Annotated in this window: 13 protein-coding genes and 2 pseudogenes; 6 read left to right on the top strand and 9 right to left on the bottom strand. The window is 67.9% G+C overall.

Going from position 1 to position 20,955, the window contains the following annotated elements:
* A complete protein-coding gene (locus tag KUD94_RS14485; protein WP_218237862.1) occupies positions 1–1,122 on the bottom strand; it encodes an FAD-dependent monooxygenase in 1,122 nt (373 codons plus the stop codon).
* Between the two features lie 134 nt (positions 1,123–1,256).
* Between KUD94_RS14485 and ychF the strand changes: the two genes are divergently transcribed.
* Positions 1,257–2,351: a redox-regulated ATPase YchF gene (ychF, locus tag KUD94_RS14480; protein WP_218237861.1), complete on the top strand. Its 1,095-nt coding sequence runs from the start codon at positions 1,257–1,259 to the stop codon at positions 2,349–2,351.
* Between the two features lie 16 nt (positions 2,352–2,367).
* On the opposite strand, the gene alkB is transcribed toward ychF, so the two are convergent.
* Positions 2,368–3,033, bottom strand: a complete 666-nt coding sequence (gene alkB, locus KUD94_RS14475; RefSeq protein WP_218237860.1) for a DNA oxidative demethylase AlkB — start codon at positions 3,031–3,033, stop codon at positions 2,368–2,370.
* A 71-nt stretch (positions 3,034–3,104) separates the two neighbouring features.
* Here alkB and KUD94_RS14470 point away from each other — a divergent pair, with 71 nt between their 5' ends.
* The 5 genes from KUD94_RS14470 to KUD94_RS14450 all read left to right on the top strand — a co-directional run bounded on the left by KUD94_RS14470 (position 3,105) and on the right by KUD94_RS14450 (position 9,924).
* On the top strand, positions 3,105–3,530 hold the full coding sequence (locus KUD94_RS14470) for a MaoC family dehydratase (protein ID WP_218237859.1): 426 nt from the start codon (positions 3,105–3,107) through the stop codon (positions 3,528–3,530).
* Positions 3,531–3,658: 128 nt separating this feature from the next.
* Positions 3,659–5,620 (top strand): adenylate/guanylate cyclase domain-containing protein, encoded by a 1,962-nt coding sequence (locus KUD94_RS14465; RefSeq protein ID WP_218237858.1) that lies wholly within the window; start codon positions 3,659–3,661, stop codon positions 5,618–5,620.
* 82 nt (positions 5,621–5,702) lie between these two features.
* On the top strand, positions 5,703–9,080 hold the full coding sequence (locus KUD94_RS14460) for a FecR domain-containing protein (protein WP_218237857.1): 3,378 nt from the start codon (positions 5,703–5,705) through the stop codon (positions 9,078–9,080).
* An 83-nt stretch (positions 9,081–9,163) separates the two neighbouring features.
* Positions 9,164–9,559 carry a DUF488 domain-containing protein gene (locus KUD94_RS14455; protein WP_218237856.1) on the top strand — a complete coding sequence of 132 codons (396 nt, stop codon included), beginning with the start codon at positions 9,164–9,166 and terminating at the stop codon, positions 9,557–9,559.
* A gap of 5 nt (positions 9,560–9,564) precedes the next feature.
* Entirely contained in the window at positions 9,565–9,924 is a 360-nt protein-coding gene (locus tag KUD94_RS14450) for a carboxymuconolactone decarboxylase family protein (RefSeq protein ID WP_218237855.1), read from the top strand.
* A 2-nt stretch (positions 9,925–9,926) separates the two neighbouring features.
* On the opposite strand, the pseudogene KUD94_RS14895 reads toward KUD94_RS14450, so the two are convergent.
* The 7 genes and pseudogenes from KUD94_RS14895 to KUD94_RS14410 all read right to left on the bottom strand — a co-directional run.
* Positions 9,927–12,152, bottom strand: a pseudogene (locus KUD94_RS14895) (hypothetical protein); the annotation flags it as partial.
* A gap of 552 nt (positions 12,153–12,704) precedes the next feature.
* A pseudogene (uvrA, locus tag KUD94_RS14890) lies at positions 12,705–16,532 on the bottom strand (excinuclease ABC subunit UvrA); the annotation flags it as partial.
* 126 nt (positions 16,533–16,658) lie between these two features.
* Entirely contained in the window at positions 16,659–16,973 is a 315-nt protein-coding gene (locus KUD94_RS14430) for a type II toxin-antitoxin system RelE/ParE family toxin (RefSeq protein ID WP_255568872.1), read from the bottom strand.
* Complete coding sequence (locus KUD94_RS14425) at positions 16,939–17,172, bottom strand: addiction module protein (protein ID WP_218237854.1); 234 nt, start codon at positions 17,170–17,172, stop codon at positions 16,939–16,941. Before KUD94_RS14425 ends, KUD94_RS14430 begins: the two co-directional genes overlap by 35 nt.
* 203 nt (positions 17,173–17,375) lie before the next feature.
* Positions 17,376–17,720: a type II toxin-antitoxin system HicB family antitoxin gene (locus KUD94_RS14420; RefSeq protein WP_255568869.1), complete on the bottom strand. Its 345-nt coding sequence runs from the start codon at positions 17,718–17,720 to the stop codon at positions 17,376–17,378.
* On the bottom strand, positions 17,717–17,974 hold the full coding sequence (locus KUD94_RS14415; RefSeq protein ID WP_218237853.1) for a type II toxin-antitoxin system HicA family toxin: 258 nt from the start codon (positions 17,972–17,974) through the stop codon (positions 17,717–17,719). Before KUD94_RS14415 ends, KUD94_RS14420 begins: the two co-directional genes overlap by 4 nt.
* Positions 17,975–18,032: 58 nt before the next feature.
* Positions 18,033–20,936: a DNA methyltransferase gene (locus tag KUD94_RS14410; protein WP_218237852.1), complete on the bottom strand. Its 2,904-nt coding sequence runs from the start codon at positions 20,934–20,936 to the stop codon at positions 18,033–18,035.
* Between the last annotated feature and the right edge of the window lie 19 nt (positions 20,937–20,955).

Below are 20,955 nucleotides of genomic sequence, written 5' to 3'. Positions count from 1 at the left end.
TCAGGCCACGCCCATGGCGCGGCGGCTGGCCCAGCGCTTGAGCGGGGCGCAATGGTCGAAGGCCGTCATGCCGTGGTTGCGCAGCGGCGCCAGCAGCGCGCCATCGCGGGCAAAGAGCTGCTGCAGCCCGTCCATGGCCAGCATGGCCAGCTGCACCTGCGCCTTGCGTTCGCGCTCGTAGGCGCGCAGCGGTCGCAGGTCGGCCAGGCTGCGCCAGGTCTCGCGCCTGCGCAGGGTGCGCGCCAGCGCCACGGCGTCGGCCAGGCCCAGGTTCAGGCCTTGGCCGGCCAGCGGGTGCACCGCGTGGGCGGCGTCACCGGCCAGCACCCAGGACTGATCGCGCTGACCGTTCATGGGGCCGCTCCAGCGCAGGGCGCGCGCCTGCACCAGCGGCCAGCGCGCGCGCGGCGCGGCCAGCTCCAGGCGACCAAGAGTCTGGCGGCTGGCTGCCTGCAGCGCCGCGAGGAATTGCGCCTCGTCGCAGGCGAGCCAGTGGGAGGATGAGGCATGGGCAACTGACCACACCAGCGCGACGGAGTTCCCCTCGCGCCCGGCCAGCGGCAGAAAGGCCAGGATGCTGCCGTCCGCCGCAAACCACTGGCGCGCCACCGCGCCATGCGGCAATTCGCAGCGCAGGCGCGTGGCAATCGCGTCCTGCCCATAAGGCGTCGTGGCAAAGTCCACGCCGAACTGCGCACGGGTGCGGCTGGCGCGCCCTTCGCAGACGATGGTCAGCGGCGCCGCCACCGGCGCGTCCAGCATCTGCACCTGGGATTGAAAGCCGATGGCGTCTTGCAGGCGCTGCTCCAGCGCCGGTACGTCCACGATCCAGGCCAGCGCTTCGACGCCCTCGCGCGCGGCGTCGAAGCTCAGGCTGCCGCTGGCGTCGGCCCAGACCTGCATCTGCGCGACGGCCGTCGCGTGTTCCTCCTGCGGCCAGGCGCGCAGCGCTTGCAGCGTGCTGCGCGACGCGGCGTTGAGTGCGTAGGCCCGCACGTCTGCGCCCTGGCGCGCTGGCGCCGCCACCAGCGCCACGCGCAGGCCGCTTTGGGCCAGCAGCAAGGCCAGCGTGCGGCCGACGATGCCCGCCCCGCGAATGCAGATATCAAAGCTTTGCGCCATGGCGAGGATTGTAGGAGCCACCCCCGCCCGTCCCTTGGCCGCGCGCGCCCCGGTGCAGGCCGGCGCGAGCCGAGGCAGGCCGGGCGCCGGTCCATAGAATCGAGGGTTTTCCCAGATTCCCGGAGTTCCTTGCCATGAGCCTCAAATGCGGCATCGTGGGGCTGCCCAACGTCGGCAAGTCCACCCTGTTCAACGCCCTCACCAAGGCCGGCATTGCTGCCGAGAACTACCCTTTTTGCACCATAGAGCCCAATACCGGCGTGGTCGAAGTGCCCGATCCGCGCCTCAGGCAACTGGCCGAGATCGTCAAACCCGAGCGCGTCGTGCCGGCCATCGTCGAATTCGTCGACATTGCCGGTCTGGTCGCCGGAGCGAGCAAGGGCGAGGGCCTGGGCAACCAGTTCCTCGCGCACATCCGTGAAACCGACGCCATCGTCAACGTGGTGCGCTGCTTTGAAGACGAAAACGTGGTGCACGTCGCCGGCCGCGTGGACCCGATTGCGGACATCGAGGTGATCCAGACCGAGCTGTGCCTTGCCGACCTCGCCACCGTGGAAAAGGCGCTGCAGCGCCACACCAAGGCGGCCAAGAGCGGCAACGACAAGGAAGCGGCCAAGCTCGTGGCCTTGCTCACCCCGCTGCAGGCCGCGCTCAACGAAGGCAAGCCCGCGCGCAGCGTGCCCGTGAGCCGGGAAGACGCGCCCCTGCTCAAGCCCCTGTGCCTGATCACCGCCAAGCCCGCGATGTACGTGGGCAACGTCGCCGAAGACGGCTTCGAGAACAACGCCCTGCTGGCGCGTCTGCAAGACTATGCCGCCGCCCAAAACGCACCGGTTGTAGCCATTTGCGCCAAGATCGAAGCGGAAATGGCAGAAATGGAAGACGAAGACCGCGCCATGTTCCTGGAAGAAATGGGCTTGCACGAGCCCGGCCTGAACCGCCTGATCCGCGCCGGCTACACCTTGCTCGGCCTGCAAACCTATTTCACCGCCGGCGTGAAAGAGGTGCGCGCCTGGACCATCCACCAGGGCGACACCGCGCCCCAGGCTGCGGGCGTGATCCACGGCGACTTCGAGCGCGGCTTCATCCGCGCGCAAACCATCGCCTTTGAAGACTTCATCCAGTACCAGGGCGAACAAGGCGCGAAGGAAGCCGGCAAGATGCGCGCCGAAGGCAAGGACTACGTCGTCAAGGATGGCGACGTGATGAACTTTCTGTTCAACGTCTGAACGCCCCGCAGCACCCTCAGGCCGGCCCGGCCTTGCGAAAGGTGATGTTGATGCGCGCCTTGCCCGTCAAGGGGTGAGCGCTTTCGCGCAGCGGCGCGATGCCGTGGTAGCGCAGCCTGTCGGCGCCGCCCCAGACGGCCACGTCGCCATGAAACAGCGGCACGCGCTGCGTCCTTGCGCCGCGCTGCAGTCCGCCCCAGAGAAAGACCGCAGGCACGCCCAGCGACACCGAGACGATGGGCTGGGAAAAATCGCGCTCGTTCTTGTCCTGGTGCAGCGTGAGGCGAGCGCCCGGCAGGTAGCGATTGATCAGACAGGCGTCGGGCGTGAAGCCGGCAAAACCGGCCTCGGCGGCCGCATCGCGCGCCAGGGCCGCAAAGGCTGCGGGCATCGCCGGCCAGGGGCGGCCGCTGGCCGGGTCCGTACTCTGGTAGCGGTAGCCGGCGCGGCTGCTGGTCCAGCCCAGCGGCCCGCAACTGGTCAAGGGCACAGACATCTTCAAGCCGCCCGGCGTCATCATGTGGCGAAACGGCGCCTGGGCGACGATCGCCTGCAACAGCGGCCAGAGCACGTCCACGCGCGCCAGCGCAAAGCCGCGCAGCACCACTGCCGATGCACCCAGCGGCGTGCGGCTGCCGCTCAGCGGCAGATCGTCGGCAAAGAGGTCGGGCGTCGTCGTCAAGGCAGATGTGCACAGGCGCTTGGCATGCGCGCAAGTGTGGCAGCATCGCGCGCACAACCACGGAGCGCACGATGAAGTTTGCGGAATACGAAGTCGGCCAGGTGCTGCATGCCGGGCCCGCGAGCGTGAGCGAGGAAGAGATCCTCGCCTTCGCCCGGCAATGGGACCCGCAGTGGTTTCACACCCGGCCTGAAGCGGCGGCCAGCGGACCCTTCAACGGTCTGATCGCCAGCGGCTGGCATACCTGCTGCATCGCGATGCGCCTGGCGGTCGACGCTTTTCTCGCAGACTCTGAATCCTATGTCTCGCCGGGGCTGGAAAACATCCGCTGGCTGCAGCCGGTGCGCCCGGGCGACACGCTGCGCCTGGCCATCACCGTCGCGGACAAGCGCATCTCCAAATCGGGCCTGGGCGTGCTGCGCTGGGACTGGGCGCTGAGCAATCAGGAAGGCCGCGAGGTGCTGACGCTGGCTGCAACCAATCTGTTTCGGCTTTAGCGCCGGGCCATGGACCGCCGCGCCCTCAAGAAACAGCCTGCGGGCACCGGCTGGTGCCGGCATGCAAGGGCTGAGCCGGGCGCACGCCTTCTCCGTCCGTGCGCCGACAGCGCGCCGGCAAGACACGCATGGCCAGCACACGTCTGATCCGCTGGGGCGCGGCCCTGCTGGCCCTGGCCCTGGTCTGGGCCGCCTCGCTGACGCGCCCCTGGCATGCACTGGAATACAAGACTTTTGACCTCTGGAGCACGCTCTCTGCTTCGGGTCAGGGTGCGCCAGCGCTGGTGATCGTGGCGATCGACGAACCCAGCGCTCAGCAGATCGGCCTGCCCTGGCCGTTTCCGCGCAGCCTGCATGCCCGCCTCATCGACCGGCTGGTGCAGGATGGCGCCGCCGCGATCGGCTTCGATGTGGTGTTTGCCGAGCCCTCGGCCGATACGGCGCAGGACGCGGCGCTGGCAGCAGCCATCGCGCGCGCAACCCATGCCGGGGTGCCGGTGGTTCTGGCTTCGGCGCGCGAGCAATCGCGCAACGCCAACGCCTTGCTCTGGACCGAGGTGGCGCCACTGCCCGAGTTGCTGGCCGCAGGCGCGCGCGCGGGCGATGCCGGCGTCCAACCCGATGAAGACTTCGTCGTGCGCCAGCCGCCGGCCGGCGAAGACAGCTTTTCCGCCAGCCTGGCGCGGGCCCTGGGCCGGGACGGCGGCGCGAGCGCCGAACTGATCGCCTACCGCGGTCCGCGCGGAAGCTTCGACACGCGCTCCTACTACCAGGCGCTGGAGCCCGGGCTGCTGCCCCTTGGCTTTTTTCGCGGCAAGGTGGTGCTCGTCGGTCAGGCGCTCGTGGCGGGTGGCGCGGCCCAGGGCTTGCAGGCCGACGCTTTCAACTCGCCCTTCGGGCTGCTGGCGGGCGCGCGCCTGATGCCCGGCGTCGAACTGCAGGCCACGCTGCTGGACAACCGCCTGCAGGGCGACGGGCTGCGCATTGCATCCCCAGCCGCGGGCATGGCGCTGGTGTTGCTGGCCGCGGCCCTGCTGCTCGGCGCGGGCGCACGCTGGCATCCGGGGGCGACGGCGGCGCTGACCGCGGCGCTGGTGCTGGGCACGCTGGCGCTGTCCTGGTGGCTGTTCAGCCGCCAGCGCTGGTGGCTGGCTCCGCTGTGGCCGGCCGCGTCCATGCTGGCGCTCTACGGCGCCACGGCGCTGACCTCCTGGGCGGCAGCACATCGACGCGCGCGCCAGACGCGGCAGATGTTTGCCCACTACGTGCCGCCAGAGGTGGTCGCCCGCCTCATCGAACAGCCCGGGCTGCTGCACCTGGGCGGCGAAGCGCGCGAGGTGACGCTGCTGTTCAGCGACCTCGCCGGCTTCACCGCCATGGCCGAGCGCCTGAGCGCCGAGCAAACCGTGGAGGTGCTCACCGCCTACTTCGACGCCATGACGCCGCTGATCCACGCCAGCGGCGGCACGGTAGACAAGTACATCGGCGACGCCATCATGGCCTTCTGGGGCGCGCCGCTGGCCGACCCCGCGCACACGGCGCATGCGCTGCAGGCCGCGGTTGCGATGCAGCAGGCCATGCAGCCGCTGGCGGCACGCCTGCGCGCGCGCGGCTTGCCGGCGCTGCAGATGCGCATCGGGGTACACACCGGGCGCGTGGTCGTGGGCAATGTCGGTTCGCGCCAGCGTTTTGCCTACACCGCCATCGGCGACGCGGTGAACCTGGCGGCGCGCCTGGAAGGCGCCAACAAGGCCTTCGGCACCGCGATCCTGGTTTCGGCGCAAACTGCGGCGCGGCTGCCGCCGGACATCGCCTTGCGACCGCTGGACGACGTCGTCGTGCAAGGGCGCAGCACGCCAGTGCGGGTGTTCACGCCCTGCGCGGACGCCGAGGTCTGCCGTCTGTCGCAGGCGGCGCTGGATGCGCTGCATGCGCGCGACGCTGCCGCGGCCCAGGCGCATCTGGCCGCGCTGCTGGCGCGGGCGCCCGGCGACCGCGCCGCACAGCGCCTGGCCGAGCGCGCCCGCGCGCTGGCGCAACTGCCGGCGGAGGCCCCCTGGTCGGCCGCGGTGGCGCTCGACAAACTGTGACCCTTTGCAAGGGCTGTGTCCTATTGACGCCGATGCCGCCCGTCCCTAAGGTGGACGCGCTCCAATTCGACGGGGAAAGCGCATGCGCAAGCGCCTGGCAATCGTGTGGGCCGCCATGTTCGGGTGCCTGGGCGTCGCATGGGCGCAAACCCCGCCCTGCACGGCCGTGGCCGGTGCCGATGGTGTGGCGGCGCAGATCGTCGCGCTGAGCGGCCAGGGGCAGACCCGTGCACAGGCCGATGCACCCTGGACCGCCGCTGCCCTTTCCCAGCAGCTCCACGCCGGCGCAGACATGCGCACGCTGGCACTGTCCTCGGCCGCGCTGCTGCTGGCCGACCGCACCCAGATCCGCATGGCCGCGCAGGCCCGCATCCGACTTTGCGACGCCCGCCCCGGCCAGACGCGGCTGGAACTGGGGCTGGGGCGCATCTGGACGCGCACCAAGGGCCAGGCCGCCGGCCTGCAGCTACAGACCCCCGCGGCCGTGGCGGCGGTGCGCGGCACCGACTGGGACGTGGAGGTGGATGCGCAGGGGCACACCACGCTGACCGTGCTCTCGGGCCTGATAGCGGTGTCCAACGCGCAGGGCAGCGTGGAGGTCGGCCCGTCCGAGCAGGCCACCGTCGTGCCGGGACAGGCGCCCGTCAAGCACCGTCTGGTGAACCCGCGCGAGCGCGTGCAGTGGGTCATGGCGCCGGCGCTGGTGCCAAGGCTCTGGCCCGAGCTCGATGCCGCCGCGCTGCCCTGGCAGACCCGGGCGGCGCAGGCGCTGCGCGCTGGTCAGCTCCAGGCGCTGCAGCAAGAGGTCGACGCGCGTCTGGCCACAGCCTCCGACGACGCACTGGCGCAGCGCTTGCGCGCCGAGCTGCAGGCGCAGGACGGCCGGCTGGATGCGGCGCAGCAGAGCCTGCTGGCGCTGTGGCAGGCGCAGCGCGACAGCCGCGCGGCGGCACGCCGCGCGCAACTGCTGCAGGCGCTGGACCGGGGCGATGAGGCGCGCGAGTTCATCGCCGATGCGCGCCGGCAAGCCCCGCAGGCCTTCGCCCTGCTGCTGGCCGACGCCGATGCCCGGCGCCTGCAGGGCCAGGGCGAGGCCGCGCTGGCGCTGTACCGCCAGGCTGTGGCCCAGGCACGCGGTGATGCCGAGCAGGCCAAGGCCGAAGCCGGTCTGGGGCGTGCCCTGCTGGAGCGCGGCGACCTGGCCGCAGCACGCGAGACCCTGGCGCGCGCGCTGCAGCGCCAGGGCGACAACGCCGAAATCCGCGCGCGCGCCGCTACTGCCGACACCCAGGCGCTGCACCACGCCGAGGCCGCCGAGGGCTTTGCTGCGGCTCTGGCGCAATCGGGCGGCGACTACGTGGCGCTGGCCGGTGACGGCCTGCTGGCGCTGCAGCGCGGCGAAGCCGAGCTGGCCCGCACCCAGCTGCTCAAGGCGCTGGTGATCGAGCCGCGCTACGCCCAGGCGCAGGTCTGGCTGGCGGTGGCGGAATACCAGCTGGGCAACCTGCCGGCAGCGCTGGATGCGCTGGCGCGGGCGCGCCTGGCCGACCCGAACGACCCGCTGCCCTGGCAGATCGAGTCCATCCTGCGCAACGACGACGGCCAGGCCGAAGAGGCGATCGCCGCTGCCCGCGAGGCCCTGGTGCGCCTGCCCTATCTCAAGTCGCTCGAGCCGCTCAAGAGCGACAGCCAGGGTTCGGCCAACCTGGGCAAGGCACTGGCCGACTTTGGCCTGGAACACTGGGCGCGCGCCTATGCCCGGCAGTCCTACTACCCGCTGTGGGCCGGCAGCCACTTCTTCATGGCCGACCGCTACGAAAGCGGCTTTGCCCGCGATTCGGAAATGCACCAGGGCTACCTGGCCGACCCGCTGGCCTTTGGCGCCAGTGAAAGGACCGCCCCCGTGCTCCCGATGGAAGGCAGCGAATGGATCGCCGGCATGAGCGCCGGGCGCTACCCCGACCGCCACGCAGGCGCCGTGGAGCTCGGGCACCGGGGCCTGAGGACCCAACCCGTGCCCATGGCCTGGCGCGTAGGCCTGGACGCGATGGACTTCCACCCCCGCGGCGGCCCCTTCAGCCCGCGCATGAATTCGGGCGCGGCGCGCCTGGGTCTGGGCATCAAGCCCAGCGACCGGCTCAGTCTGCTGCTGCTGCACGACGAAGACCGCGCGCGCACCTGGATCCCCGGCGGCGCAAGCTTCTCCGACGGCACGCTCGAGGGCGCCATACGCCAGCCGTTCAGCCGCACCGACCTGGGCGGCTCCTGGCGCTGGTCGGCGGACAGCCAGACCTGGCTGCAATGGAGTCGCGCGCGCTTTGGCACCCGCTACCTCGCGAACGACGAGGCGGCCGGGCCCTACAGCTACCGCGGCGCGGACGCGCACAGCGCCTGGATGCTGCGCCACACCGTGCAGCAGGGCCCGATGCGCTGGTCCGCCGGCTGGGAATGGGCCAGCGTGGACCTGGACAGCGCGCGCAGCTACAGCCTGGTGACGGGTGCGGAGCACTCGCGGCTGCGCTACGACATGCCCTGGCTGGCCTGGGAATACGGCCAGGGGCCGTGGAGCGGCTCGGCCATGGCCAGCTGGCCGCGCCTGAACATGGGCTACCGCTATCGCCAATACCTGGGCCAGACCGGTGAAGATCTGTCCGAACCCTACGACGACGCGGGCCGCCAGCGGCGCCGGCTGCGCCCCCGCCTGGGCCTGTCCTACCGCTTCGCGCCGGGGCGCGCGCTGCATTTCGCCTACGTCGAAAGCATGTACTCGCCGAGCTCGCACACGCTCGCCCCCGTGTCCGTGGGCGCCATCCCGATCGACTACCAGTACCAGATTCCCGGCAGCCTGGCGCGCAAGCTGGCCATGCAGCTCGATTGGGAAATCGACCGGCGCAGCTTTGCCTGGCTGAGCCTGTCGCACCAGAAAATCACCAATGCCCAGTACGACAACGGCAGCATGCTCTACCCGCTGGAAGTGCTCTACAGCGACAAGGTCGGTTCACTCGGCCCGCTGATCCAGACCGCGCAGACCGGCGTCGTCGACGTCTACAACGGAGACCCGCAGTTTGACCGGGGCAGGCTCAGCCAGGTAGCCCTCGCCTACAACCGCATCCTCTCGTCGCGCTGGAGCGTGCTGACGGGCTACACCTGGAGCCATTCGCGCAACACCGGCGAATACTTCCCCGGCAAGGCCCTGCCCGGCTTCCCGCGCCACACCGGGGTGCTGGTCAACGTCTGGAAGCATGGCGGGCGCGACTACACGCTGCTGTCGCTGGTCTACCGCAGCAGCCGCTTCACGCAGATGTCCAACGAGACCGTCGAAGGAGCGGGCTGGACGCTGGGCCTGATGCACTCCATGGACCTGCGCGAGCGGCGCTGGTCGCTCGTCACCTCGATCCAGGGCCCGCTGGACGGGCGCGTGCCGCCTACCTTCTGGCTGCGCCTGCGCTGGCGCAGCTGAGCGCGCCTCGGCCACGCGCCATGCCCATGGGGGCGACAGGTCAGTCGCGCAGGCGTATCCTGAAGGGTCTGGAGCCGCAAGCCATGAGCCAGAAAATTCCCGCCAGTCACGTGCGCATCCGGCGCGCCTATGAAGACCCCGCGCCCGAGGACGGCGAGCGCATCCTGATCGACCGTCTGTGGCCGCGCGGCGTGAAAAAGGAAGCGCTGCAACTGGCCGAATGGAACAAGGATCTGGCGCCCAGCGCCGAGCTGCGCAAATGGTTCGACCACGACCCTGAGCGCTGGCCGGAATTCCGCCGCCGCTATGCCGCCGAACTGGCCGAACACCCAGAGGCCTTTGAGGCGCTGCGCGAGCGCGCGCGCAGCGGCGTCATCACCCTGGTTTACGGCGCGCACGACGAGCAAGTGAACAACGCCGTGGCCCTGCGCGGCTATCTGCTGGGCGACGATGGATTGAACGCGAAGCAATCGGAGTAAACACCATGGACCACGCCATGTTCCCGAAATTCGGCGATGCCGACATCGCCCGCAAGCGCCGCGAACTCGCGCCCCGGCAGCTCGAGGCCTTCCGCGCCTTCAGCGCCGCCGCCTTTGCCGCCGGCGAGCTGGACGCAAAGACCAAGCAACTGATTGCCGTGGCGGTGGCGCACGTCACGCAGTGCCCGTACTGCATCCGCGGCCACACCGAAGGCGCGCTCAAGGCCGGCGCGACCGAGGGCCAGATCATGGAAGCGATCTGGGTCGCGGCCGAAATGCGCGCGGGCGGTGCGTATGCGCACTCGGCGCTGGCGATCGACCAGATGGCCGCGCACGGCGAAGCCGCGCAGGGCCGTACGGCCTGAAGTCACCCGCGCGCCAGCACCGGCGCCAACGCCTGTCCGGTGTGCGTACCCAGGCGCACCAGGTCTTCCGGCGTGCCGGCGGCCACGATGCGCCCGCCGCCTGCGCCGCCTTCTGGGCCGAGGTCGATCACCCAGTCGGCCTCGGCGATCACGTCCAGGTCGTGCTCGATCACCAGCACGCTGTGGCCGCCATCGACCAGGCGGTGCAGCACGCGGATCAGCTTGTCCACGTCGGCCATGTGCAGGCCGACGGTGGGCTCATCGAGCACGTAGAGCGTGTGCGGCGTTTTTTGCCCGCGGCGCGTGACGTCGTCGCGCACCTTGGTGAGTTCGCTCACCAGCTTGATGCGCTGCGCCTCACCGCCCGAGAGCGTGGGCGAGGGCTGGCCCAGCGTCAGATACCCCAGGCCCACGTCCTTGAGCAATTGCAGCGGGTGCGCGATGGCCGGCATGCTGGCAAAGAAACCGACCGCCTCGTCCACTTCCATGCGCAGCACCTCGCCAATGCTTTTGCCGCGCCAGGTGACGGCCAGCGTCTCGGGGTTGAAGCGCGCGCCGTGGCAGACCTCGCAAGGCAGTTTCACGTCGGGCAAGAAGCTCATTTCGATGGTGCGCATGCCCTGGCCCTGGCAGGCGGGGCAGCGGCCTTCGCCGGTATTGAACGAGAAGCGCGCCGCCCCGTAGCCGCGCGCCTTGGCCTCAAGCGTTTCCGCGAACAGCTTGCGGATCAGGTCCCAGAAGCCGATGTAGGTCGCGGGGCAGGAGCGCGGCGTCTTGCCGATCGGCGTCTGGTCGACTTCAAGCACCCGGTCTATCGCCTCGAAGCCCGACAGACCGGTGCAGCCGACCAGGGGCGGCGCCTTGCCTTCCTTGTCCATTGCGTCACGTCCCGCCTTGGTCTGGCGCTGGGCGACCCAGGCCGCCACGTTGGTCAACAACACGTCGCGCGCGAGCGTGGATTTGCCCGAGCCGGAAACCCCGGTGATGGCGACCAAGCGGTTGAGCGGCACGCGGGCGGTGAGATGGTGCAGGTTGTGCAGGTGGGCATCGTGGACGGTGAGCCAGCGCAGGGCGGGGGCGAGCGCTCCCTCACTCCTGCCCTCTCCCCCTGCGGGGAGAGAGGGAGAGGAAACGGCGGCGATCGTCACTCCAGCGGGAGAAGAAGGAGCGGAAACGGCAGCGGTATTCACTCCCTCTCCCTTCGGGAGAGGGTGGGGGTGAGGGCTGGCAGCTTCCACGTTGATAGCTGCTCGCGCTTGTTGGGAAAGCGTTTGAGGCTGATTTGATTGATGTTTTTCAGTGATGCCGGGCTGGCCCCCACCCCTGCCCTCCCCCAAAGGGGGAGGGAGCAAGACAGCCCCGTCGCCCGCAGCGGGAGGAGACACGTCGGTGAAGGCGTCGGCATTCACTCCCTCTCCCTCTGGGAGAGGGTGGGGGTGAGGGCTGGCAGCCTGGAGAAAGGAGTGCGCGATGGCTTCGGTATCCACTCCCTCCCCCCTTGGGGGAGGGTTGGGGTAGGGGCTGGCAGCTTCTGCATTGATAGCTGCTTGCGCTTGCTGGGCAAGCGTTTGAGGCTGATTTTCCTCAAATTCACTGGTGGTGCCCCGCTGGCCCCCACCCCTGCCCTCCCCCAAAGGGGGAGGGGGAAAGAGAGGGCCCTCCCGCGACGTCGCAAGGGGCAATACCGGCCGCCGCGCCTGCAAGGGGTGGCGCATCGCGTGCAGCAGATAGCGCCCGGTCTGTGAATCGGGCGCGGCCTCGATGTCGGACACGCTGCCCTCGGCGATCAGCCGGCCGCCGCGCTTGCCGGCGCTGGGGCCGATGTCGATCAGGTGCTCGGCCCGGCGGATGGTGTCTTCGTCGTGCTCGACGACGACCAGGGTGTTGCCCTTGTCGCTCAGGCTTTGCAAGGCGTTCAGCAGGATGCGGTTGTCGCGCGCGTGCAGGCCTATGGTCGGTTCATCGAGCACGTAGCACACGCCCTGCAGGTTGCTGCCGAGCTGCGCCGCCAGGCGGATGCGCTGCGCCTCGCCGCCGGAGAGGCTGGGCGCGCCGCGATCGAGCGTGAGGTAGGACAAGCCCACTTCCTCCAGAAAGGCCAGGCGACTTTCGATCTCGGGCAGCAGATCGCGCGCGATCTCCTGGGCGCGGCCCGTCGGTTGCAGCGTCCCGAACCAGCGGCGCAATTGCTCGACGGAGCAGCGTGCCAGCTCGGTGATGGCCACCCCGGTGTTCTGCTCACTCCCCCTTTGGGGGAGGGCTGGGGTGGGGGCTGGCGACACACCATCTCCACCGCCGCCTAGCCCCCCTCCCAGCCTCCCCCCAGCGGGGGGAGGAGCATCCACGTCGCGATCGTCCCACTCCAGCAGCACCGCGCGCGCCACCGGGTTCAGCCGGGTGCCTTCACAAGTCGGGCAAGCCACATCCTCCAGGTCTTCGAGTTCAGGCTCGCCAAAGGTCTTTTCGCGCCCGAGTTCCCGATCGGGCTGCATGGATTCCGTGATCACCTTGCGCTGTGCGCGCGTGAGCTGCACGCCGGTGCCCATGCAGTCCGGGCACCAGCCGTGCTTGCTGTTGTAGCTGAACAGCCGCGGGTCGGGCTCGGCGTAACTCGTGGCGCAGACCGGGCAGGCACGCTGTGTGGAGAAGACCTGCACCCTGCCAATGCCCGCAGTCGGCAGGCCTTGCGCCAGCGCGGCTTGCAGGCCGTCCATTGCGCTGAGCACCTGCACCACGCCCTTGCCCAGTGCCAGCGCGTTTTCCAGTTGCTCGCGCAGCAGGGCTTCGTCGGCAGGCGAAACATCCAGGCTGAACACCGGCAGTTCGATGTTGTGCTCCTTGAAGCGGTCCAGGCGCGGAAAGCCCGTCGTCGGCAGGAATTCACCATCGACGCGCAGGTGCGTGTAGCCGCGCGGGCGCGCCCAGTCGGCCAGTTCGGTATAGACGCCCTTGCGGTTCACCACCAGCGGCGCGAGCAGGCCGACGTGCTGGCCGCGGTAGTCGCGCAGCACCTGGGCGACGATGCTCTCCACGCTCTGCGGCTGCACGGCGGCGCCGTCGTGGATGCAGTGCTGCACCCCGAGCTTGACGTAGAGCAGGCGCAGAAAGTGCCAGATTTCGGTCGTCGTGCCCACGGTGCTCTTGCGCCCGCCGCGCGACAGGCGCTGCTCGATCGCCACCGTCGGCGGGATGCCGTAGACCGCGTCCACCTCGGGCCGGCCGGCCGGCTGCACGATGGAGCGCGCGTAGGCATTGAGCGATTCGAGGTAGCGCCGCTGCCCTTCGTTGAACAGGATGTCGAAGGCGAGCGTGGATTTGCCCGAGCCCGAGACACCGGTGATGACGTTGAACTTGCCGCGCGGGATGTTGACCGACAGGTGCTGCAGGTTGTGCTCGCGGGCATTGATGATCTGTATTTCTCCCTCCCCCTCTGGGGGAGGGTTGGGGTGGGGGCCAGCGGCGCTTGCGAGATGCGCCACTGCCCTGGATGCGCCCCGGCCCCCATCCCTGCCTTCCCCCAAAGGGGGAAGGAGAAAAGCCCGCGCCTCCTGCACGCCGTGCCCGCCCACGCCCAGCGCCGCCTCGTACTCGCGCAGCGCCTGCGCGGTGTATGAGCGGGGGTGCTGGCGCAGCTCCTCGGGCGGCCCTTCGGCCATCAGTTCTCCGCCCGCATCGCCGCCCTCGGGGCCGAGGTCTATCACCCAGTCGCTCGCACGGATCACGTCCAGGTTGTGCTCGATCACGATCAGCGAATGCCCGGCATCGAGCAGCTTGCGCAGCGCGCGCATCAGCTTGGCGATGTCGTCGAAGTGCAGCCCCGTCGTCGGCTCGTCGAAGAGAAAAAGCTGGCCCTTGCGCGCCATCGGCTGACGTGATTTGGCGCGCGAGCGCGCGGCCTCGGCGAGAAAACCCGCGAGCTTCAGGCGCTGCGCCTCGCCGCCCGAGAGCGTGGGCACGGGCTGGCCCAGGCGCAGGTATTCCAGACCCACGTCAGCCAGGGGCGCCAGCGCGCGCCTGACCTCGGCGTCGGCGGCAAACCACTGCGCCGCCTCGCTCACCGTGAGCTCGAGCACGTCGGCCACGTTGAGCAGGCGCCCGCCGCGCTCCACGCGCACCTCCAGCACCTCGGGGCGGTAGCGCTGGCCGTTGCAGTCGGGGCAGCGCAGATAGACGTCGGAGAGGAACTGCATCTCCACATGCTCAAAGCCCGAGCCGCCGCAGGTCGGGCAGCGTCCGTCGCCGCTGTTGAAGCTGAATTTGGCGGCGCTGTAGCCGCGTTCTTTGGCCAGCGGCGCGGCGGCAAAAATCTCGCGCATCGCGTCCCACGCACCAACGTAGCTCGCGGGGTTGGAGCGCGCCGTCTTGCCTATGGGCGACTGGTCGACGAAGACCGCATCGCTCAAATGGTCCGCGCCCAGCAGCCGGTCGTGCGCGCCCGGTGCTTCCGTGGCGCGACCAAAGTGGCGCATCAGCGCAGGCGCGAGGATGTCCTGGATCAGCGTCGACTTGCCCGAGCCGGACACGCCGGTCACGGTGACCAGCCGCTGCAGCGGGAATTGCACCGTGATGTTCTTCAGGTTGTGCTCGCGCGCGCCTTCCAGAATCAGGCGCGGCGTGGCTTCGGTCACCAGGCGCTTGAAGCCCATGCCGACGGACTTGCGCGCGCCCAGGTAGGCACCGGTCAGCGTGTCGGCCTGGCGCAGCGCGGGCACGGCGCCATCGAAGACGATCTGCCCGCCGCGTTCACCCGGCCCCGGGCCCATGTCGATGACGCGGTCGGCGCAGAGCATCACCGCCGGGTCGTGCTCGACCACGACCAAGGTGTTGCCCGCATCGACCAGACGGCGCATCGCCACGTTGATGCGGTCCATGTCGCGCGGGTGCAGGCCGATGCTGGGCTCATCGAGTACGAACAGCGTGTTCACCAGCGAGGTGCCCAGCGCCGTGGTCAGGTTGATGCGCTGCACCTCGCCGCCACTGAGCGTGCGGCTCTGGCGGTCGAGCGTGAGGTAGCCAATGCCGACCTCGCAGAGGTATTGGAGGCGGGTGGCGATTTCTTCGAGGATTTGCTGGCGCGCCTGCGCATCCGCGTTGGCTCCCTCCCCCTTTGGGGGAGGGTGGGGGTGGGGGCCAGCAGCCTCCACACTCACCAGATCGCTTGAACTTGGCGCCGTCGGCCCCCACCCCTGCCCTCCCCCGGAGGGGGAGGGAGAAAGAAGCAAACGCTGCACGAACTGGCGCAACTTCGAAAGCGGCAGCAGCACCAGATCATGCAAACACAGCCCCGGCAACGCCTCCAGCTGTGCCCGGCTCCACTGCACACCCGGCGGCATGAAGCGCGCGGCAGGTGCCAGCACCGCGTCCGCATCCGCCTTGCTGCCCACGCGCCACAGCAGGCTCTCGGTCTTCAGGCGCGCGCCGCTGCAGGTAGGGCAAGGCGTGTAGCTGCGGTACTTGGACAGCAGCACGCGGATATGCATCTTGTAGGCCTTGGTCTCCAGGTAGGCAAAGAAGCGCTTGATGCCGTACCACTGGCGGTTCCAGTTGCCCTCGCGGTAGTCGGACGTGCCTTCGATCACCCAGCGTTGCTGCGCTTCGGTGAGCTTGTTCCACGGCGTGTCGCGCGGAATGCCGGCGGCCTCGCCCCAGCGCATCAGGTCGTCCTGGATTTCCTTCCACGCGGGGGTCTGGATGGCCTTGATGGCCCCGGCGCGCAGCGTGAGTTTTTCGTCGGGAATCACCAGCCCCCAATCCACGCCGATCACCCGGCCAAAGCCGCGGCAGGTCTCGCACGCGCCCACGGGCGAGTTGAACGAGAACATCGAGGCAATCGGCTCTGCGTAGCGGATGTCGCTCTCCGGGCAGTGCAGGCCGGTGGAAAAACGCCAGATGTCCCGCGTCTCTCCGTCCTCGCCCGGCACATATACCGCCATGCGCCCGCCGCCGCGCAGCAGCGCGGTCTCCAGCGCCTCCATCACGCGCGCGCGCTCGACCCTCGAAAAGCGAAAGCGATCGGCCACCACGTCCAGCAGCTTCTTGCCGCCCACCTCGCGCTCGGCCTGCACGCGGGTGAAGCCGCTGGCCGAGAGCCACTGCTGCATCTGCTCCGGGCTGGTGCCGCCAGGCAGCTCAGTGGCAAAAGTCAAAACGATGCGCGGATCCTCCTCTTGGGCGCAGCGCCGCTGCAATTCGTCATGAATGCTCTGCGCCGTGTCGTGGCGCACCGGCAGCGCGGTCTGGCGGTCAAAGAGCTGGCCGGCGCGCGCGAACAAGAGCTTGAGGTGGTCGTTGAGCTCGGTCATCGTCCCGACGGTCGAGCGGCTGGAGCGCACCGGGTTGGTCTGGTCGATGGCGATCGCCGGCGGCACGCCCTCCACCTTGTCCACCGCCGGCTTGTCCATGCGGTCGAGAAACTGGCGCGCGTAGGGGCTGAAGGTCTCCACATAACGCCGCTGCCCTTCGGCGTAGAGCGTGTCGAACACCAGGCTGGACTTGCCCGAGCCGCTCACGCCGGTGACCACCGTCAGCGTGCCGGTAGCGATATCGAGGTCGAGGTTCTTGAGGTTGTGCTGACGGGCTCCGCGAATGCGGATGTGTCCCTGGGACATGCGGCTGGCCTGTGGGTGGGTGGGGCAAAAATTCTAGGCCGTAGACGCAGGAAGAGTTGGAACTGTGGTTACTCGATGCTGTGGCAAGCCAGCAGACAAACGCCATCGCACGGAAAAGCCCATGCGCTACGGCGTGCGCTGCCGATCACGCCAATAGCCGGGTTTGCGATGCTGGTGCGCAACCGCAAGCACCAACACCCCCGCGTCGTCTGTGGCGTAGATCACGCTGTAGGGGAAACGCTGCAGACGGCACTGCCGCAGATCAGGCGTCAACGGATGCCAGGCCAGCGGAAACTGCTCGATCAGCCGCAGCGCCTGCAAAAATTCAAGCAAAAAGCGCTCGCCCGAACCCGGTGCCTGGTCGGCATACCACGCAACGGCTTCATCCAGTTCCGCCTGCGCAGGCTCATGCGCCAGAGGTGCTGATCGCGTACTTCGCAATCACATCCGGCAACGCCACCGCGCCGATTTCTCCACGCCGGTAAGCAGCCAGGCGGGCCTGGGCTTCCTGCGCCCACAGATCGCGGATGGACGCACCAGCCTGGTCGAGACTGTCCAGAATCTGCTCGACCACCTGCAGGCGTTCCTTCGGCGGCAGCTTCAAGGCCTGTGCACTGAGGGTTTGAACGGCGGATGTCATGTCGTACTCCGGGTGTGGATCCATCGGATGCCGATACGTCGGCGCACTGTTTCAGTGTAGCTTTGAGCGCGCGAAGTCCAAAGCTGAAGACTTCACGGGGTGCGCCGCCATCAAAAACGCCATGCACGCCATCGCTGAACACCAGTGCCAGCCGGTGTTTGCCAAGTGATGTGACCTCAAGCAACTTGATCACGATCTTTGCCCTACGCCGACTGCACCTCATGACGCAAGGCGCGCTCCACCAAGGCGTTGAGGCTGATGCCGTGCGCCGCCGCCACCGTGGCGGCCTGCTCGTGCAGCGCCTGGGGCAGGCGCACCATGAACTTGCCACTGGCCGCCTTGCGCGGCGCAATGCCATGCTTGGCGCAGGTCTGCAGGAAGAAGTCCAGCGAGGCGCGGAACTCGCGGCGCAATTCTTCGGGCGTCTTGCCGTAAAAGTCGGCACCACCATTGATGCCCTGCACCTCGCCGCGAAATGCGTCTGTTTCGGGGTTGTACTGAATGACGGCGGTATAGCCGTCCAGCTCCATGGTGTTCATCGTGCTCATGGTGTCACTCCGTTGTGCTCCAGCCAGTCGCGCAGTGCCGCTACCGCGCCCTTGTCCATATGGGGTGAGGGATGCGGTTTGTGCAAGACCCGCACCTGCCCGAAGAGCACCACGGCAACCCGCGAGCCTTCGCGACTGGTTTCAATCTGCGCGCCCAACTCTTGCAGCAAGGCCATGACGTCCGCATGGGCCACGTTGGCGGATACGGGTCGGTGAAACAGCAGCTCCAATGTCTTCGCGTGTTTGCGCTTCATGTGAAGATGGTATCAACAATTGGTATCAAACAAAAGCGATACGACCTATTACCAACAGTCACGTCACGCGCTTTTTGTCTGCTTTGGCCTTGCCCACCGGCAGCAGGCTGGTGAGCTGCTGGTAGCGCTCGAAGAGATACGCCACGCGCTCGGCGTCGCTCTTCCAGGTTTTCTTGCCGCCGCACAGGGCGTAGGCGGCATCCACCGCCGCGTCGAGCTTCTGGTGCGCCTTGAGCAAGGCGGGCGGCATGGTGAGCGGGTCGTACAGGTCGGCCAGGCTGCTGCCGGGGAAGCTGGCGCGGGCGGCCAGCACCGCTTGCGCTGCGGTTTCAATAGCTGCTTGCGCTTTGTGGACGGGCGTTAGAGGCTGATTTGGCTCTGATTCTGCGGGGAGATCGGGCCAGGGGAAGTTGTTGTAGACGATGGCGGCGGAGTAGCGGAAGTCGCTTTTCAAGCGACCTCCAACGATCCGTAGCCAAGCGTTGTGCATGGTGCTGCAAAGGATGCCAAATTCATACAGACCACCACCGTCCATGTATAGCGCCGAGTTCGTTACCACGACGTGATCAACGAACCCCAGCGGGAAGAAGCGTCGACGCTCTGAACTGGTCTTGGGAATGAGGATGTAACGCTCGGGGATGGTGGTCTCGCGGAACAACCAAGGTGTGGCAGCAAATTTTTGCGACGACCTGCTGTTCTCGCGGAAGCGTTTCACCTCTGCCACCTTCGTCATGACGTGAGGCATGGCTCGCAAATCGCTGGGCCTGGCATCGGATAACCAGAGACAAAAATTCTGCTGGTCATTGATGAAGTCATTGCCTGTCAGCAGGGTGCGAAACCAACGTTCAGCGCCGGGCTCCTTGGCGAGAAAGGCTTGTTTCTCATCTGCTGTGAAGGCCAGGATGCCGTTGTCCAACGGCGTGATGCCTTCAATCAAAGGCGGCGTCGCACACAGAGGGCTGGAGCGTCTTTGCAGCACCAAGTCCGGATAGTCCACCAAATAGGGATTGATGTTGGCCGCAGGTACCGCCAGCGGTTCGCCCTTGATGTCTTCATATTCGTAGATCACCTTGTTCGGCAAATCCTGCAGACCAAAGCCAACGATGACGCAGTGCACGGCTGCCTTGCCGCTGGCCTCGTTGCTCCAGCGAAAGGTGCGGTGCGCAAAGTGAATATGGATGCCCTGAGCCAGCAGCCAGCCCCAGAGGACGCCGACCTGCTCGCCCTGGGTGATGCTGTTGGTGGAGACGAAGGCGGCGCGGGTTTTCACCCCCTCCCCCTTTGGGGGAGGGCAGGGGTGGGGGCCAGCGGCGCCTGCGCGCGTGCCCGCCTCGGCCAGCACCCCGGGCCCCCATCCCAACCTTCCCCCAGAGGGGGAAGGAGTTGAAACAGCGCCCTGCATGTAGCGCGCGGCCTTGATGTACCAGGCGGCGACGAAGTCGAGCACACCAAAGCCTTTGATCTGGCCCATCACAAGCGCAAAAGCTTCTTTCTGTGCTGCGCTTTGCTCCTTCTTGCCGAGAAACGGCGGATTGCCCAGCACATAACTGCACTGCTCGGCCGGCAGCACCTCGTTCCAGTCGAGCGTGAGCGCATTGCCATGCACCACGCGCGCGCTGCTTTTGAGCGGGATGCGCGCAAAGTACAGGCCGAATTCCTCGCTCACGCGCAAATTCATCTGGTGGTCCACCAGCCACAGCGCGACCTGCGCGATCTGCGCGGGAAATTCCTCGATCTCGATGCCGAAGAACTGGTCCACGTCCAGGCTGATGAGCTGGTGCACGTCCAGCGTCTGCTGGCCGCTTTGATAGCTGGCGCGCAGCACTTCCAGCTCCAGCAGGCGCAGTTCGCGGTAGCTGATGACGAGGAAATTTCCGCAGCCGCAAGCCGGGTCAAAGAAGGTCAGTTGGCGCAGCTTTTTGTGGAATTCGAACAGGCGGTTCTTGTTGTTCTTGACCTTGTGAAATTCGGCCCACAGCGCATCGAGAAACAGCGGCTTGATGAGCTTGAGGATGTTCTCTTCGCTGGTGTAGTGCGCGCCCAGGTTGCGCCGCGCCTTGGCGTCCATGATGCTCTGGAACAGGCTGCCGAAGATGGCGGGGCTGATGGCCGACCAATCGAGCGCGCAGGCGTCGAGCAGCGCGGTGCGCATGTCGGCGTCGAAGTCGGCCAGGGGCAGAGGTTCTTCAAACAAGCGGCCGTTGACGTAGGGGAAGGCGGCGAGCTGCTCGTCCAGGTGCTTGCTGCGCAGGTGCTCGGGCGTGTTGAGCACCTGAAAGAGCTGCGCCAGGCGCGGGCCCAGGTCGCTGCCGTCGGGCGCGGTGCGCTCTTCCACCCACAGGCGCAGCGCCTGCGCGGGCTGGAAGATGCCGGTGTCGTCGGCAAACAGGCAAAACAGCAGGCGCACCAGCAGCACCTCCAGCGCATGACCGCCGTAGCCGCTGGCCTTGAGCGCGTCGTGCAGCCGCCCCATGCGCTCGGCGGCGTGGATGTTGACCGGGTTTTGCGCGGTGATTTCCTGCACCCGGTAGCCCGCGATGAAGCCAAACAGGCGCACGTGCTTGTGCAGATCGGCCAGGGCGAATTCCGTGGTCTTGCCGCTGGCGAGCTGGTGCACGCGAAAGCGCGCGAAGTCGCAGACGATGATGATCTGCGGCAGGTCGCGCTCAAGAATGCCGGGGAAGTAGCCCAGCGCCTGGTCGAAGGCGGCATCCAGACTGCGCCCGCGCGACTTTTGCTCGACCAGCAGCATGCCGGGCCAGAACAAGTCCACAAATCCCTGCCCGCCGCCGTGCTTCTTGACGTTCAGCTCGAAGGTGGCGACGCGCTTGTCGGTGATGCCGAAGATCTCGAAGAAGGCGATCCAGAAGGGCTTGGCCTCCGAATCTTCATTGGCCGCGTTGTCCCAGGTGCGGCTGAAGGCCAGCGCACGGGATTTGATTTCGTTCCAGGACAGGGGCATGGGGTTTTGAATGAAATAT

The sequence above is a fragment of the Comamonas sp. NLF-1-9 genome (assembly GCF_019195435.1).
Classification (GTDB): Bacteria; Pseudomonadota; Gammaproteobacteria; order Burkholderiales; family Burkholderiaceae_C; genus Comamonas_C.
Note: the sequence above shows the minus strand (reverse complement) of the source record. Positions and strands in the feature narration are given on the sequence as shown.